The 15,361-nt window shown below is 46.9% G+C and carries 13 protein-coding genes; all 13 read left to right on the top strand.

Going from position 1 to position 15,361, the window contains the following annotated elements; genetic code table 11:
* Positions 1-17 precede the first annotated feature (17 nt).
* The 13 genes from QMY49_RS07475 (at position 18) to QMY49_RS07535 (ending at position 15,358) form a co-directional block, all read left to right on the top strand.
* A complete protein-coding gene (locus tag QMY49_RS07475) occupies positions 18-2,000 on the top strand; it encodes a type VI secretion system Vgr family protein (RefSeq protein WP_283313799.1) in 1,983 nt (660 codons plus the stop codon).
* Positions 2,000-2,608, top strand: a complete 609-nt coding sequence (locus QMY49_RS07480) for a DUF6931 family protein (RefSeq protein ID WP_283313801.1) — start codon at positions 2,000-2,002, stop codon at positions 2,606-2,608. Before QMY49_RS07475 ends, QMY49_RS07480 begins: the two co-directional genes overlap by 1 nt.
* Entirely contained in the window at positions 2,605-2,907 is a 303-nt protein-coding gene (locus tag QMY49_RS07485) for a PAAR domain-containing protein (protein ID WP_283313803.1), read from the top strand. The genes QMY49_RS07480 and QMY49_RS07485 overlap by 4 nt, the downstream gene beginning before the upstream one ends.
* 201 nt (positions 2,908-3,108) lie before the next feature.
* A complete protein-coding gene (locus QMY49_RS07490) occupies positions 3,109-4,578 on the top strand; it encodes a type VI secretion system protein TssA (protein WP_283313805.1) in 1,470 nt (489 codons plus the stop codon).
* A gap of 33 nt (positions 4,579-4,611) precedes the next feature.
* Positions 4,612-5,133: an Hcp family type VI secretion system effector gene (locus tag QMY49_RS07495; RefSeq protein WP_005451932.1), complete on the top strand. Its 522-nt coding sequence runs from the start codon at positions 4,612-4,614 to the stop codon at positions 5,131-5,133.
* A 20-nt stretch (positions 5,134-5,153) separates the two neighbouring features.
* Positions 5,154-5,657, top strand: a complete 504-nt coding sequence (gene tssB / locus QMY49_RS07500; protein ID WP_283313807.1) for a type VI secretion system contractile sheath small subunit — start codon at positions 5,154-5,156, stop codon at positions 5,655-5,657.
* The gene (gene tssC, locus QMY49_RS07505) at positions 5,657-7,135 is read left to right on the top strand and encodes a type VI secretion system contractile sheath large subunit (RefSeq protein ID WP_283313810.1); all 1,479 of its coding nucleotides are present in this window, start codon (positions 5,657-5,659) and stop codon (positions 7,133-7,135) included. Before tssB ends, tssC begins: the two co-directional genes overlap by 1 nt.
* A gap of 231 nt (positions 7,136-7,366) precedes the next feature.
* Positions 7,367-8,761 (top strand): type VI secretion system contractile sheath domain-containing protein, encoded by a 1,395-nt coding sequence (locus QMY49_RS07510; protein ID WP_283313813.1) that lies wholly within the window; start codon positions 7,367-7,369, stop codon positions 8,759-8,761.
* Entirely contained in the window at positions 8,761-9,183 is a 423-nt protein-coding gene (gene tssE, locus QMY49_RS07515; protein WP_005451929.1) for a type VI secretion system baseplate subunit TssE, read from the top strand. Before QMY49_RS07510 ends, tssE begins: the two co-directional genes overlap by 1 nt.
* Positions 9,176-10,927: a type VI secretion system baseplate subunit TssF gene (tssF, locus tag QMY49_RS07520; protein WP_283313816.1), complete on the top strand. Its 1,752-nt coding sequence runs from the start codon at positions 9,176-9,178 to the stop codon at positions 10,925-10,927. The genes tssE and tssF overlap by 8 nt, the downstream gene beginning before the upstream one ends.
* A gap of 12 nt (positions 10,928-10,939) precedes the next feature.
* Positions 10,940-11,878: a type VI secretion system baseplate subunit TssG gene (locus QMY49_RS07525; protein WP_283313819.1), complete on the top strand. Its 939-nt coding sequence runs from the start codon at positions 10,940-10,942 to the stop codon at positions 11,876-11,878.
* 57 nt (positions 11,879-11,935) lie between these two features.
* Positions 11,936-14,542, top strand: a complete 2,607-nt coding sequence (gene tssH, locus QMY49_RS07530) for a type VI secretion system ATPase TssH (RefSeq protein ID WP_283313820.1) — start codon at positions 11,936-11,938, stop codon at positions 14,540-14,542.
* 12 nt (positions 14,543-14,554) lie between these two features.
* On the top strand, positions 14,555-15,358 hold the full coding sequence (locus tag QMY49_RS07535; protein WP_206779920.1) for an ABC transporter substrate-binding protein: 804 nt from the start codon (positions 14,555-14,557) through the stop codon (positions 15,356-15,358).
* Positions 15,359-15,361: the final 3 nt, after the last annotated feature.

The raw sequence follows: 15,361 nt of genomic DNA on the forward strand, positions 1-15,361 counted from the left end.
AAGCATAAGGATATGCAATGGCTGATAAATACAGCAGTTCGGCTAGTTTAATGTCTGCAAAAGACTCAAGTAATCAAGAACATATCATAAGCAATGCAACAGTAAAGCAAGCCTTATCAGAGCCCTTTGAAATCAAAGCGATGCTGGTATCCAGTGGCTTTGACATGCAAGATCAGTTGGGGCAATTTCTTACAATAAACCGTTATTTCAACGAATCTGGCAGTAATACACTTAATCGTTCCTACAACGGAATTGTGACATTGATCCAACATTTAGGAATGGATTCAAATTTACAAAACCACCAATACGAAATAACGCTTAAACCGTGGTTTTGGTTATTAACACACACACATTCCTTCCGGGTTTATCAAAATCAATCCACACAAGAAATCGTCAGTGATATTTTCGACAACGCTGGTTTCAAAGGAAACTATAAAATATCCAGCATGCCTTCAACCAAGCGTGAATATTGTTTGCAATATAACGAATCAGATTTTGATTTCGTTTCTCGCCTGCTCGCTGAGGAAGGTGTTCATTATTATTTCGAGCATACGAGTGGTTCACACACCATGATTTTGCAAGATGCTCAAACCCCATTTGATAAAGCCAGCACAGCAAAGTTCGACATGAAAGAAACACCGACTGGCTCACTCCCTCTGATTGAAGATTGGTGCCCGACCGTTGCCTTTCATGGCGCGAGCGTAGAGCTTTCAAGCTACGATTATTCGCAGACAAAACTCATCTCCAGCGGCAGTAAAACCTCCAGTAATACCATTGCCAACAACACTAAACTCGCCAACACGCGTTACCCAACTTTAGGCATCAGCGGTGACATGACAGATCTCTCTAGCAATCTTGCCAAACGTCGAATCGAGTATATTGAGCAGGATTACCAAAGCGTCATTGCCTGTGCAAAACACGACCTCTTCGAGCTCGGTACTTACTTCTCGCTCTCAAGCCATCTAGACAAAGATCAGCTTGGCGACTTTTCGGTCGTCTGTATGGAAGTAGAATACACTGAAAGTGCACAGAGCAGCACCAAACTGAAAGTGATCCCAAAAGATACCCCTCACTACCCTCAGCCTCGCTCAAAACAAGTGGTTCAGGGCTTGCAAAGTGCAGTCGTTGCCGGCTCAACCGCCGGTGATATTAATCAGGATGAACAAGGTCGCGTGCGTATTCAGTTCCAATGGGATACAGACGCAAGTGGCGACAAAACCAGTTGTTATGTTCGTGTCGCACAAATGCTTGCGGGAAGCGGTTACGGTGCTCAATTTGTGCCACGAGCCGGGCAAGAGGTTCTGGTCTCTTTCATTGATGGCGATCCAGATAGACCAATCATCACAGGCAGCGTTTACAACAGCAAAAATGCCCCACCATACGCAGAAGCCAATACAACAAAGTCTGGCATCAAAACCCAGCTTTCCGGTGAAAGCAATGAGCTCTACTTCGATGACAAAAAAGACAGTGAATTGCTTTACCTTCACGCAGCCAAAGACCTGACACAAGAAGTTGAAAACAACCAAACCGAAACCATCAAGGGCGAATTTAGCCAGACGGTCACCAAAGCGGTATCAGTGTCGACAGAAGACAACTACTCGCTGAGCGTAACCAAAGCACTTAGCGAAAAAGCCAAGTCGATTTCGATTGAAGCTGACGATTCTATCGAGCTCAAAGTTGGCTCAAGCAAAATAACCCTGTCCTCATCATCCATTGCCATTGAAGCAACCAATATCGACATCAAAGCCAGCAGCGCACTGAATTTGGAAGGGACTAACGTCACCAGCAAAGCCACTTCAGCCAACAAAGTTTCTGGCACCACGACCGCTCTTGAAGCAACCAGTTCAAACAGTATTTCTGGCTTGAGTATTTCCATCAAAGCGGACACCACGCTCTCTGCTGAAGGCTCTTTGAGTGCGGAGTTTAAATCGGGTCTCAAAGCGACATTTGATGGCGGCGTAATGGGTGAAGTAAAAGGCGCAATTGTAAAGGTTAACTAATGAAATATAAGAAGATTCCATACCAAACGGCTGGGCAAATACTACCGAGATTCAAAGCCAGTGACGAAGCAAAGGCACTGCTCGACGAAGAAACCAGCATCAGTGATGCAATTCAATCACTCACAGACAAAGAGCTCTACAACGATCTCGTTCAGTTTTTGACGCACGCTCTACCCGTCCGGGAGGCGATCTGGTGGGGAGCGTTGTGTTTAAATCAACGCAATGAGGAATGGTCACCCCTTCAAAAACAAAGTGTCGAAACTTGCATGGCTTGGGTGCGGTCACCCTCCGAAGAATTGCGCCGCAAAGCCGAACATCTTTCTCATCGATTGGAACTGAATTGTGGGCCATCTTGGCTTGCTCAAGCGGTATTTTGGAATGGTTCCGGCAGCATCGTTGCACCAGATATTCCACCCGTTATGCCTGATCCTTTTCTGTATGCCAAAGCGACTGCAGGTGCAATTAATCACGCAGCCGCTTTGCCTCAATGGGACAAGACGAAACCTTACTATCAAACCGCAATCGCAATTGCTTTGGATATCGCTGCAGGCGGTCAAGGCACTTCAGATAGCCAATCACAAACTGCAGTACAAGGAGAAGTACGATGACATTACCTGCTGCTCGTATCACCGACATGCATGTATGCCCAATGCAGACACCAGCAACCCCACCAATTCCTCATGTGGGTGGTCCGGTCACCGGCCCCGGGGCACCTACTGTGTTGATCGGTAGCTTACTGGCCGCGACAGTAAGTGACGTTTGCGTGTGCGTTGGAACCCCAGATTCTATCGCGATGGGAAGCACGACCGTGCTATTAAGCAATAAGCCTGCCGCCCGAATGGGAGACACCACTTCTCATGGTGGCAGTATTGTTGCCGGCATGCCCACAGTGCTTATAGGGGGATAAAACCTCTTTATAAATCAGGATATTATATTGATAGGTGTATTCCTCAGACCAATTTTTTGGATCGACATCTTAGTTTTTATTAAATAGTTAATTTTTATCGGCTATTTAGGAAAATCCTCACTAGACTGAAGTTTACAAACTATGAAACCAGAGGAACGGAATTATCTCTGGCTTAATAAAACAATAATTCATGGATTGAATATGGTTGACATTGATAGTCTTTTGGCACCGATCACAGATGGATCGCCGAGCGGCGTCTATCTAAAACTCGATAGAAGTGCCTATCGAGCACTGAGAAACAGTTACAATGCGGCGCAATCGTCATTTCGCCAGTTGGTGGAAACGCCCGAAGCATCCAGTGATGAATCCTTACTTGAGAGTAATGATGAAAACTGGACGCAGCTGCGTACCGCGACATTTCACGCTCTCACCCAGTCAAGCAAAGACTTGGAGTTACTAGGTTGGTATATCACCAGTCAGTTGTTCACCGACGCACCCTATCGAAACCTTGCCGACGCAACGCAAGTTCTTCTCAGCACCGTGGAGCAGTTTTGGGACTCTCTCAATCCATTCCTTCCTGAAGACAAACTAAAAAGCGCTGAGGAGTCTGGCATAGCGAGAGAACGTGCTGAGTTCCGTATGAAGCCTTTGCTACAGCTTGTTGGCGAAACTCATGATACAACTGCCGTGTATATGCCTTTGCAGTTAATCGGCTTGATTGATGACATCACTTTTGCAGATTACCTACGTGCAGAGCGCAACGGTTCGCTTGGCGAAATCAAAACTAAAGCGCAAAACCTTTTCAGCGCAGACACGCAAGACATCTTAATGGATCTGGCGCAAACGTATCAGAATCTTGATGCTACAGAACAAGCCATCGCGAAGCATTGCCAACCAATTAACGCCACGCCAGTAAGTTTCAAATTCATCAAAGAAAACATCGCTGAACATATAAATGCGATTCGTTACCTCACCGAAGATAATTTTTCCAAGTGGCCGTTAGACGAAAAATTTAAGCTGTTAAAAGATGAACAACAAGCCGCTGAGTTAGAACTGCCAAGCGTAAGCGCTGTTGAGCCGACTGATAACATATTGGAATCAGTTGCTCAAACAACGGGTCAAGCGAGTAAAGAAACGAGCCAAACGTCTTCTGCTCAGCAAATCGATTCTGTGCCCCCCACTTCGACCACACAGACTCACCCCCTTATCCAAGCGCCTTCCGTTAGCATCGATGCTCAAGTACAAAATCGCGACCACGCCTTTCATGAACTTAGAAAGCTCGCCGACTACTTCAAACAAACCGAGCCACACAGCCCTGTTCCGTTCTTGCTAGAGCGCGCAATTCGTTGGGGTTATCTGAGCTTACCAGAACTACTCCAAGAAATGACTGGTGGCAACAACCAAGTGCTCGACCATATCAATCAACTCACCGGAATGGACAACTTAGAACAAACCATTCTGAAGAAAATTCCTGAACCACAATCAGTGCCAGAGTCGGTTCCGACCGTACCACCTGCGACTGAGGTTCAAACTGCCTCTAATGAGGAGTCTCAAAGTGCAACGTCAATTGAAACAACAACGTCAGAGCAAAGCGACACTCCAAATACAACCAACCAACCAGAAGTAAAAACTACTCAATCGTCGAGCGGTATTACCGATTTCGAGTGGTGAAGCAAAAAATGCTAAAAAGCAAAGGAGAACCCAATGGCTTCTATTTACATGAGAATTGATGGCACCACACCAAAAGGTGCTGCAACGGTAGAAAAGATCGGTGGCAAGGATGGATTTTTTGCTATTGATACAGTGAACTGGAGTGCCGTTCGTGGCGTTGGCATCGACGTCGGTAACGCGAACAACGCAGACCAAGGCATGGTCGCGCTAGGTGAAGTGAACATCACTCGTGGCTGTGATGGTGCAACGCCTTACCTAACAACGTTCCTATACGCACCAGGTGGTGAAGGTAAAACCATCGAGATCGTGATGACTAAGCCAAACCGTGAAGGTTCTGGTGCAGATCCATACCTAATCCTGACACTGAGCGCAGCACGTATGTCGAGCTACAACATGGGCGCGTCGGATGGTCACCTGCCAAATGAATCATTCAGCCTGACATACACCGAGATTTCGAAAGCGTACTACATCGAAGGCGAAGGCGGCAAAATCGAGAAAGGGCCTGAAGTGGGCTTTGACGCGACGACAGCGAAAGTTACTTCGACAGCTTCTTAATGGAATAAGGAGATACCATTATGGCACTGAACTCCCAACACAAGCGAGTTAGCAAAAACCGTGTAAGTATTACTTACGATGTCGAGACGAATGGCGCAGTAGAAACCAAAGAACTCCCTTTTGTGGTGGGAGTCGTCGGTGATTATTCGGGTCACAAGCAAGACAAAGAAGACGTGGAAGATCGCACCTTCTATAACGTCGACAAAGACAACTTCGATACTGTCATGAAGCGCGTTGGCCCCGAGCTATCACTCAAAGTGGACAACGTTTTGGTTGATGACGATAGCCAAATCGAAGCGAGTCTGAAATTCTCATCAATGAAAGATTTCGAGCCTGAAGCCATCGTTGAGCAAGTTGAACCGCTCAAGAAGCTTGTTGAGACTCGTAACCAACTCAAAGTACTGCTTTCAAAAGCGGACCGTTCTCGTGATCTAGAGAAACTACTCAAGGAAGTGCTGCAAAGCGCAGAGACTATCAACGCCCTTTCCGATGAGCTAGGCATCCAGAAAGAAGGAGCAGAATAATGACGACGGAAGTTGAAAACCAACCACAAGCAGAAGCGGCTGAAGCTTCGTTGAGCTTTCTGGATCGTGCAATCGAAGCGACCACACAAACGCCAGCGGACACAACAAAAGAACTGTTCTCTGTACTGGCAGAGCAAGCGCTAAGCGGTACAGTAACCTGGGACAAGAACGTCACCAAAACGATTGAAAATGCCATCGTAGAAATCGACAAAAAGCTTTCTAAACAGCTATCGAAAGTCATGCAAGAAAATGACTTCCAAAAGCTAGAAGGTTCATGGCGTGGTCTGCAAAAACTGGTTAAAGAGAGCGATCTAGGACGCTCACTGAAAATCAAAATGGTCGACTACACCAAAGACGAACTGCTTGATCAATTTGAAGATGCACCAGCCATCGACCGTAGCCCATTGTTTAACGCGGTATACCAAGGCGAATACGGCACAGCAGGTGGTGAACCATACGGTACCTTCATCGGTGACTACGAGTTCAGCGCAAAAGATGAAGACGTCGCCCTACTAAGCTACATGGGTGAAGTAGCCGCTGCGTGTCACGCTCCGTTCGTTGCCGCAGCAAACGCAGAAATGTTTGAGTTCAATGACTTCACTACCTTCGAAGAAGGCAAACCTGTCGCGGCTGGTTTTGATTCTCCGGCTTACGCTGCATGGAACTCGTTCCGTGAAAGTGACGACGCGCGCTACGTAACTCTAACACTACCTCGCACACTGGCTCGCCTTCCTTACGGTGAGAAAGGTCTTGGCACCAAGCTGTTTAGCTACGAAGAGTTAAACACTGACCAAGATGGCAACCCGAATCCATCAAGCAATGATGAGTTGGTTTGGTCTAATGCCGCTTACGAGTTAGGTCTGAAAATGACGCAAGCGTTCACTGCGTACGGTTGGTGTACAGCGATTCGCGGTCTGGATAACGGTGGTAAAGTAGAAAACCTACCAAACCTAACGTACAAGACCGAAGCTGGCGACTTGGTTCAGCAATGTCCAACAGAAGTGAACCTAACCGACGAACGCGAGAAAGAGTTAAGTGACCTAGGCTTCTTGCCACTGGTTCACTACAAGAACTCAAACTACGGCGTGTTCATTGGCGGTCAAACAACACAGCAACCGAAGACGTACACAGATCCAGATGCAACAGCAAACGCAGCGATTTCCGCGCGTCTTCCTTACATCATGGCAAGTGGTCGCATCGCTCACTACTTGAAAGTCATGGGTCGCGACAAGCTAGGTTCAAACCTAGAAGCGCCAGACATTCAACGTGAACTTCAGCTGTGGATCGATCAATACACCAACGCAGGTGCAATTGGTAATGATCAACGAGCTAAAACGCCGTTGGCGGAATCTCGCATTGAAGTGGTTGAACAACCGGGTAAACCGGGCGCGTATTCAGCCGTCGCTCACCTAAGACCTTGGCTACAACTTGAAGAGCTGACTACGTCGGTTCGTATGGTAGCGAAGATCCCAGGTTAATACCGATCACAGTAAGTAAGTGGTCAGAGTTAGCGCAGGAATAACGCTTGAGAACAAGGCTAAAATTTTCGGTAAGTAGTTATTCTACAGCCAAAATTTTAAACGAAGTTATCGAGCGTTATAACCAGCTAGAATGACCAGTTATTTACTACGATTGGTATACGCATAATAAAGCTTGGTCGAAGTAGGATGCTTCGACCAAGCCAATTCGATTTAGGTCACAAGGATAGTATGAGTAAGATTTATCACTCAGGTTGGCAGACCCAATTTACACAGCTAGACGATAAAGACAGCGACTTTTTACAAGAGGCGCTCTCTTTACTGTCTCAAGTGTCTCGCTCCGCGCTGGACAATCCCGATGCACTTATTACTCATGTTTCGCGCCTAATTGCAGAGATTGACAATAAGCTCTCGAAACAGATGGATACTTTACTGCATCATCCAGAATTTGAGGCACTGCAAACCAATTGGCTAGGGCTTCAAGGCTTAGCCACCCTACCCATAAACTACCAACGCACTCAACTCAAGCTACTCAATATGAGTTGGGAAGAAGTGTCTTCCGACGTCAATCAAGCCTACAGCACCAAAACGTCCGAGTTATACAACAAGATCGGCAACCAAGAGTTAAACACCTTGGGCGGGCATCCATTCGGTTGCTTGTTATTCACACAGCCAGTAGCAGCAGATATGGATTTCGAATCTGACTACGATGATCTGTTCACCGTAGAACTATTGAGCCGCTTGGGTGAAGCGACGTTATGCCCAATGCTATTTGCTCCTAATCGCGATTTCTTTGTCGAATCCGGCGCAGACTGGCTGTCTGATATCAACCGAATCGAGAAGATCCTTGCCAGCCCTGATTACCAATCGTGGCAGTCTTTACGCAGTAAGTCCTCTGCGCGTTTTGTCGGCTTAGTGATGCCAGAAATGTGCATGCGTACACGTTATCAAAACGCCAAAGTGGGATTCATCTACAACGAGAAACAAAACGGACTTTGGGGCAATGCGGGCTTTGCGTTTGTATCCACCATTATGCGAGAGCATCAACGTGTAAGTTGGTTTGGCTTCTTGAAATCTCGCTGGAACGACAACAACCAAGGTGCCGTGGTCAATCAAAACCAAAGCGATAGCCATTTTCTGATTCAACCACAAACCAAAGTGACCTTGTTTGGGCAACTGTCGACCTTCTACAGTCGCAGCGGTTTTATCCCTCTTACTAAGAGTCCTTTGAGCGACAAGTTTTACTTCAATGGTAACAATTCGATTTGGCACAACAGCGAGTCCGATAACGAGAAAGTCCTCACTCAAATCCAAACCTCGTTGATGTCTTGCCGTATTGCACATTATCTCAAAGTACAAGTGCGAGAGATGATTGGCAGCTTCAAAACGGCGGCTGAGTGTGAGTTGTTCCTCTCTCAGTGGGTTGAAAAATTCTCTAGTAACGTCGCGTACGCCAACGAAGAAACCCTATCAAAATACCCATTGAGTTTTGCAAAGATCAGCGTGTGCGACTCTGATCATCATCCGGGCAATTTCGTCTGTACTTTGCGCATCGTCCCGCAGTATCAATACGACCATTTCAGTGGCGAAGTGGTGCTGACAACAGAATTGGATGAGGTGGCGTAATGAGTTTTTGGCGTACCTTTGTGCAAACAGCCCCTACCACTCGTCGAGATGATATCGAGGACATCAAATATCACCTGACTCGTCTGTTCGATTCGGAGGCGTCGCTGATGAGCATTGACGATCGGTTAACCGAAGTGCAGCGCTCTAACTATCGTTTTGGCATAGAGGATGTGCACCTGTTGAGTGCCAGTCTCGACCACCAGCAATTAGCCCTCAAACTAGAAAACTACATTCGACATTTCGAGCCACGCCTAAGCCAAGTCATGGTTGAACTTGTTGAGCGCAAAGCGGGAGAAAACACCATCGCTTTCAATATCGTCGCCAAAGCCAAAACGGCGCAGGGCGAAAAAGAGCTGATTTTTGATTCCAAGATTTCATTAAGCGACATGACTACCGATATGAAGGAGGATTTGTATGAGTGATCCTCTACTGCGTTATTACGAACAAGAGCTGACTTTTGTTCGCCGTGCTCTCGGTCAATTTGGTTCTGAACACCCAGAACACGCACAACGTCTCAATATTCATCAGGGACAAATCGAAGATCCGAGTTTGGCTCGCTTATTGGATGGCGTGGCACTATTGAATGCCAACGTCGAAAAACGTCTATCTGAGCAAATCCCTGAAGTTGTCGAAGGATTACTTGGCGTACTCTACCCAAGTTACATTCAAACGGTACCAAGTGTGGCGTATCTAGAAATGAGCACAGATGCCCCTTCCACCGACAGCACGACACTTCCCAAAGGCACACGCTTTTCTTCCGAATCACAAGGCAAAACATGTTTGTTCACCACAACGGATGAACTCAAAACGACACCATTTGCACTGATTGACACCAAGGCAAGCAGCGCGCCCTTTGACTTCAATCGCCCACAAGGCAGTGAACAAACTACCGCCGTTATTCAGCTCACTCTGTCTACTGGCGATGATGATGTGCACTTCAATCAATTAGCGTTAGAAGATCTCGACTTCTTCGTTCAAGGTTTCGAGAACAATGCGGATTCCTTGGTTGAACTGCTGCTCAGTGAAGCGCGTGCAATATCGATTTCCGACATCAATGGTGAGAATCACGCTGTCTTGGCGGCGAGCCAGTTAAAGAGCCGAATCAGCGATAAGCAGTTTCAATTTCTGCCACAAAAAGGCAATCAATTTTCTGGCTACCATTTGATGAACGAATTTTTCTTCTTCAAAGAGAAACGTCAGTTCTTCCGTCTTAAAGGCTTTGGTGAAGCCTGTCAGCAACATGATTGCTCCACTGTGGTATTAAACCTGTTTATGCACTCTTTACCGATGGAGTTTATCCGTCTTTTCGACAACCAAGTGTTTAAGCTCAATGTGGTGCCTGCGGTGAACCTCTTCGAGCAAACAGGCGAACCAACCAATTATGACCAACGCAGCTTGACCATTCCCGTTAATGCCGATGCACATACCGATAACGAGATTCAAGTGGTCGACATTTTGGATGTGTTTGAGATTACGTCGAGCGGTCAAAAACTGCTGACGCCACTGTTTAAAGACAGTTACCAAAGCGACCCACATTGCGATTACTGGCAAAGCCGAAAAGACTCCACTGGTGAACTGCGATTGGCGATCAGCCTAAACGCCAACCAAGAGCTCGAATTCAATAAACTCTATGGCACTCGCCTTCTTTGTACCAATGGCAAACAAGCATGCACTATCAACGGTGAGATGACATGTTTAGAGCCAATCGATTTACCCGGCGATTTTCATTCTCTCTACCCACCTTCAGCTCCGATAGAACGCGAATCCGACGCCAATATGCACTGGCAGTTTATCGGGCTTCTGAACAGTAATTTCTCGTCTCTGCTGCACTCTGAAGATCCGACTCAACAACTTAAGCAAATACTGCAATTGTGTAGCCGCAACCAGTTGGTGAGCGATGAAATTCAAATGATTCAGTCAGTTAAAGTGCGCTCGCAAGTTTCATCGATGCGTATTCTTGGCAAGAACGTCTTCTCTCCGGGCACAGAGGTTGAAATCACTCTCGATACCTCTGGTAACTATCTGACTTTCACCGATGTGTTGAATCGCTTCTTCCAACAGTTCTGTAGTTTTGATCGCTACATTCAGCTCACAATTCGTCTTTATGGCAAAGATGGCATTGCGAGGCGTTATCCAAAAATCCACGGGAGCCAGCGCTCGATGTAGCGTGGAAGATAGATGATGTCGATGTCACTGATTAACGATTTAAAAGCGAACCCACATGAGTACGACTTTGCTCAAGCAATGCGATTGCTGATGCAAATGGCAAAGCAGTCTGGGCACAAGCTGAAGTTAGAGCTCAAAGCAGAAGCCATGCCCCATGGTGATGCCGACGATATTCAATATTTTTCGTTCAGTGACCACAGCGCCAAGGTTCGTATTGCGCAGCAAGCACTATCTGGCGCACAAGGGGTTATCCCAAACTACATCTATGAGGAATTGTTGTTTGCACTGCATAACGACGATCACGCACTCAAGGACTTTTTAGACGTATTCAATCAACGCCATTTTGAACTTGCCGCGCAGCTAGAACTCGCTCCTCACCTCTTGGTGCAGAAAGAGCTGGCGAAAGAAAAAACCGACTTACTCAAACAACTGGCGAACCTGAAACGCGAACACGGCGCACTGTTCCAGTATTCGCTGTTGTTCGCTCAAGGACATCGTAATTTAGAAACGTTAGAGCAGATCCTTAACGACTACTTCCCTTACCAAATCGATGTGTCGACTAAGAGCCATGAACGTCGCCAGTTACCCGCGAGTTCTCTAACCCGTTTGGGACAGAAAGACGACTACAACAGCGGAATCGGACAAGGTTTCCTCATTGGCAAAACGTGCATGACTTACAACCAACATTTGGTGGTGAGTATCCAGCCTGCCAACCGCAAAGAGCTGCATCAAATTCATCGAGATACTCAGTTGGCGAGCCACATGCGCCAGCTCATTCAACATTATTTACGAGACGCCACGCCGATTTCTATTTATCTCAACGTTAAGCGTGCGTATCTCGAAAAACCAAGGCTGTCTGCTCAACCAGATCAAGCCGCGAAATTGGGTGAAGTGGATTGCCTCGCCCCAGAACGTAAACCTACAGAGCGAATTCGGATTCTTCTGAAATAGCTAGGTAGACACCGCGACGACAAAGAAGGTTATCGCGCAAAAGACAAGGATAAGGTTATGACACAAGTAACGCTGACAAATTTAGTCGCCAAGTTATCGCCAGAATTAAAACGCGCATTGGAAGCTTCTGCGGGTGCAGCTATGAACCAAGGCGTTGCTGCCATTGAGCCAGAACATTGGCTGCTCACGCTATTGAATCAGCAAGACACGCACTTAAAAACTCTGATTGAAAGTCAGAAGATCAACCAAGATCAACTTGCCAGTGAACTAGCAAATCGCATTGAGCGCTTACCAAAAGTACAAGACAGCCAACCAACGCTCAGCCATGCACTGACTGAGCTTCTAAAAGACGCTTGGATGATTGCCTCCGTTAACTATGGACATAGTGAAATCATCAGTCTGCATCTCGTTCAAGCGCTGTTGCAGCAGAACGTCATGGGCGTATCGAGCAACAATCTCGAATCTCTACAAAACGTGTCGACCGAGTCACTGCAAGGTTTAATCAACAAAACGCCAGTTAAGCGAGCAACACAACAAAGCACAGGTGAAGCAAGTTCAGCCGCAAACACAACAAGCGCGAACGACGCATTAAGCAAGTACACCATCAACCTGACTCAACAAGCAATTGAAGGCAATATCGACCCGATTTCTGGGCGTAATTCTGAAGTGAGAAAAGCCATCGACATTCTTTGTCGTAAACGCCAGAACAACCCTATTTTTGTTGGTGAGCCGGGCGTGGGTAAAACCGCTGTCGTTGAAGGCTTAGCGCTGAGAATCGCAGCAGATGAAGTACCAAGTGCGTTGCAAGGCGTTCAACTCCATTCACTTGACTTAGGTTTATTACAAGCAGGAGCAAGCGTAAAAGGCGAATTTGAAAACCGCCTTAAAGACGTCATCAATGAAGTGAAAAACAGCGATGTACCAATCATTGTATTTATTGATGAAGCACATACGCTTATCGGGGCTGGTGGTGCAGCAGGACAAAACGATGCTGCCAATCTATTGAAACCGGCTCTTGCGCGTGGTGAGTTCAAAACCATTGCCGCAACAACATGGGCAGAATACAAAAAGTACTTCGAGAAAGATCCAGCTTTGACTCGCCGTTTCCAAGTCGTCACGGTAGAAGAGCCAAATGCAGAAGATGCCAAACAAATGCTGCGAGGCATTGCGGCTTCATTGCAAAACCACCACGGCGCATTTATTACAGAATCCGCTATTGATGCCGCGGTCAACCTATCTATTCGTTACTTACCTTCTCGCCAATTGCCAGATAAAGCGATCAGCTTGCTAGACACGGCTAGTGCGCGTATTGCTTTAACCCAAGGTGCAAAACCAGAAGTGATTGAAGCGTTGGAGCAAACCATTCGTTATCAACAAAACGAACAGTCTGCTTTAGAGAAAGAATTTGATTTGTTCGGCACTGGCGCAGAAGAGATCGCCGAATTGAAGCAAGAAATCACCACCAATCAATCTCAATTAGCGGACTACCAGACACGTTGGGAGCAAGAAATTACTTTGGTTGATGAGATTAAAGCGCTTCAACAAAGCATCACAGAAAGCGAAACGCCGGACGAAGCTCAGCAAACCCAGTTGAATGCCCTTCTCGACCAATTGCACGAGCTTCAAGGTGAAGAGCCATTAGTTAATGCGATGGTGGATGACGCGACCATTGCTCAAGTCATTTCCGGTTGGACAGGCATTCCCGTCGGCAACATGATGAGTGATGAAATCGCTCGCCTATTATCACTGGAATCAGAGCTAGATAAGCGCGTTATCGGTCAAAACGTAGCGAAGCAAGAACTGGCAAAAGCGATTCGAATCTCACGCGCAGGCTTGACCGACAATCGCAAGCCAATCGGTGTGTTCTTGATGTGTGGTCCAAGTGGTGTCGGTAAAACTGAAACCGCTATGGCGCTCGCTGAGCAACTTTACGGAGGCAGCAACGATCTCACGGTTATCAACATGACCGAGTTTAAAGAAGAACACAAAATATCCATGTTACTTGGCTCGCCTGCCGGCTATGTTGGCTTTGGTGAAGGTGGCGTACTGACGGAAGCAATTCGCCGCAACCCATACTCTGTCTTGCTTTTGGATGAGATGGAAAAAGCGCATCCGGGCGTTCATGACCTCTTCTATCAAATCTTCGATAAAGGACACATCAAAGACAGCGAAGGTCGCACGGTGGATTTCAAAAACACCTTAATCATCATGACTTCTAACGCCGCTGACCAAGCGATTTGCGATGTGTGTGATGAAAACGCCGAACGCATCAGCAACGATGAACTGCTCGAAGCAATTCGTCCCGATCTACAACGCTACTTCAAACCTGCATTCTTAGGACGTACCACCATCGTGCCTTATTACCCACTCAACGATGATGAACTAGCGAAGATCACCGAAATCGCGCTAAACCGCATTCGCAAAAAACTGGCAGAACAGTATCAAGCGAGCTTTACGTGGGATGCAGGTTTTGTGGATTTGGTTGTCAGCAAAAACACCGACCCTACGACAGGTGGTCGCGCGGTTGAGCAAATCATTAACCGCTCTTTGATGCCGAAGTTGGCTGAAGAATGCATCGCGCGTCTGAGCGCACAACAACCGATTAGCCAAGTGACGGTCACCGCTGCGTCGACGCCACAGGGCTTTGAACTGGATATTCAGTAGTAACGAATCATGATGTTTAGAAGCGTACATTCACCCCATCTCGTCACCACCTCGATTCTTGTTCAAGAGGCGGCGGTCAGCTGTGGGGTGAGTCTTTTCCGCAAAATAACCAAGCTGGTTTCATCGCTGTTTATTTTGCTTGGTGCCCTATTCTCGTTCGAAGCATGGGCGCAAGTTTGGATTGGTCCTGACCGATTACTGCTTGCGACTCACAAATGGGCACCGTACCAAACTCATCAGAATCAAAACATGGATGGGTTTGCGCTCAATCGCGTCAAATGCGCACTGGGCGAAATGGGACAACCTTACCAACTGACCATGACGGAATGGTCTGACGCACAACTTCACGTGCACAGTGGTCAACAACACGGCTTTTTCGTCTCACCGAAAACCAGAGAACACGACAGCTACGCAACGTTGTCTGCTCCTATTACCGAGCAAAAGTTGCGTTGGTATTTTGGTCCCGGTGTAGAGCCTAAGCTTGATGATTTGTCAAAGTTGAACCTTAAGTTCTCGGCAGAATTTGGCTCAAGCACATGGTTTTGGCTGAAACGTAATGGATACAACGTCGTTAAGCAGCCACGAGATGCTAAGGTTTTACTAAGGCTTTTAAAACAAAGAGAAATTGACGTCGCACTGGAAGATGAACGAGTGTTTCACACGGAAATCAGCCAAGCCTCTCTTCCAAGCGATTACTTCTATTCTCAAGTATTCGAAACCAAGCCAATGGGCGTGTATTTCTCTAACCGCTTTTTGGACAAATATTCTGGTTTCTTAACCGCTTTCAACACAGCGTTGGCTAAATGCGAGGGATAACAA

The organism is Vibrio harveyi (genome assembly GCF_030060435.1).
GTDB classification, from domain to species: domain Bacteria; phylum Pseudomonadota; class Gammaproteobacteria; order Enterobacterales; family Vibrionaceae; genus Vibrio; species Vibrio harveyi.

Coding starts and splice junctions, on each gene's coding strand:
- QMY49_RS07475 (WP_283313799.1), top strand. CDS start 18: ATGGCTGATAAATACAGCAGTTCGGCTAGTTTAATGTCTGCAAAAGAC.
- QMY49_RS07480 (WP_283313801.1), top strand. CDS start 2,000: ATGAAATATAAGAAGATTCCATACCAAACGGCTGGGCAAATACTACCG.
- QMY49_RS07485 (WP_283313803.1), top strand. CDS start 2,605: ATGACATTACCTGCTGCTCGTATCACCGACATGCATGTATGCCCAATG.
- QMY49_RS07490 (WP_283313805.1), top strand. CDS start 3,109: ATGGTTGACATTGATAGTCTTTTGGCACCGATCACAGATGGATCGCCG.
- QMY49_RS07495 (WP_005451932.1), top strand. CDS start 4,612: ATGGCTTCTATTTACATGAGAATTGATGGCACCACACCAAAAGGTGCT.
- tssB (WP_283313807.1), top strand. CDS start 5,154: ATGGCACTGAACTCCCAACACAAGCGAGTTAGCAAAAACCGTGTAAGT.
- tssC (WP_283313810.1), top strand. CDS start 5,657: ATGACGACGGAAGTTGAAAACCAACCACAAGCAGAAGCGGCTGAAGCT.
- QMY49_RS07510 (WP_283313813.1), top strand. CDS start 7,367: ATGAGTAAGATTTATCACTCAGGTTGGCAGACCCAATTTACACAGCTA.
- tssE (WP_005451929.1), top strand. CDS start 8,761: ATGAGTTTTTGGCGTACCTTTGTGCAAACAGCCCCTACCACTCGTCGA.
- tssF (WP_283313816.1), top strand. CDS start 9,176: ATGAGTGATCCTCTACTGCGTTATTACGAACAAGAGCTGACTTTTGTT.
- QMY49_RS07525 (WP_283313819.1), top strand. CDS start 10,940: ATGATGTCGATGTCACTGATTAACGATTTAAAAGCGAACCCACATGAG.
- tssH (WP_283313820.1), top strand. CDS start 11,936: ATGACACAAGTAACGCTGACAAATTTAGTCGCCAAGTTATCGCCAGAA.
- QMY49_RS07535 (WP_206779920.1), top strand. CDS start 14,555: ATGTTTAGAAGCGTACATTCACCCCATCTCGTCACCACCTCGATTCTT.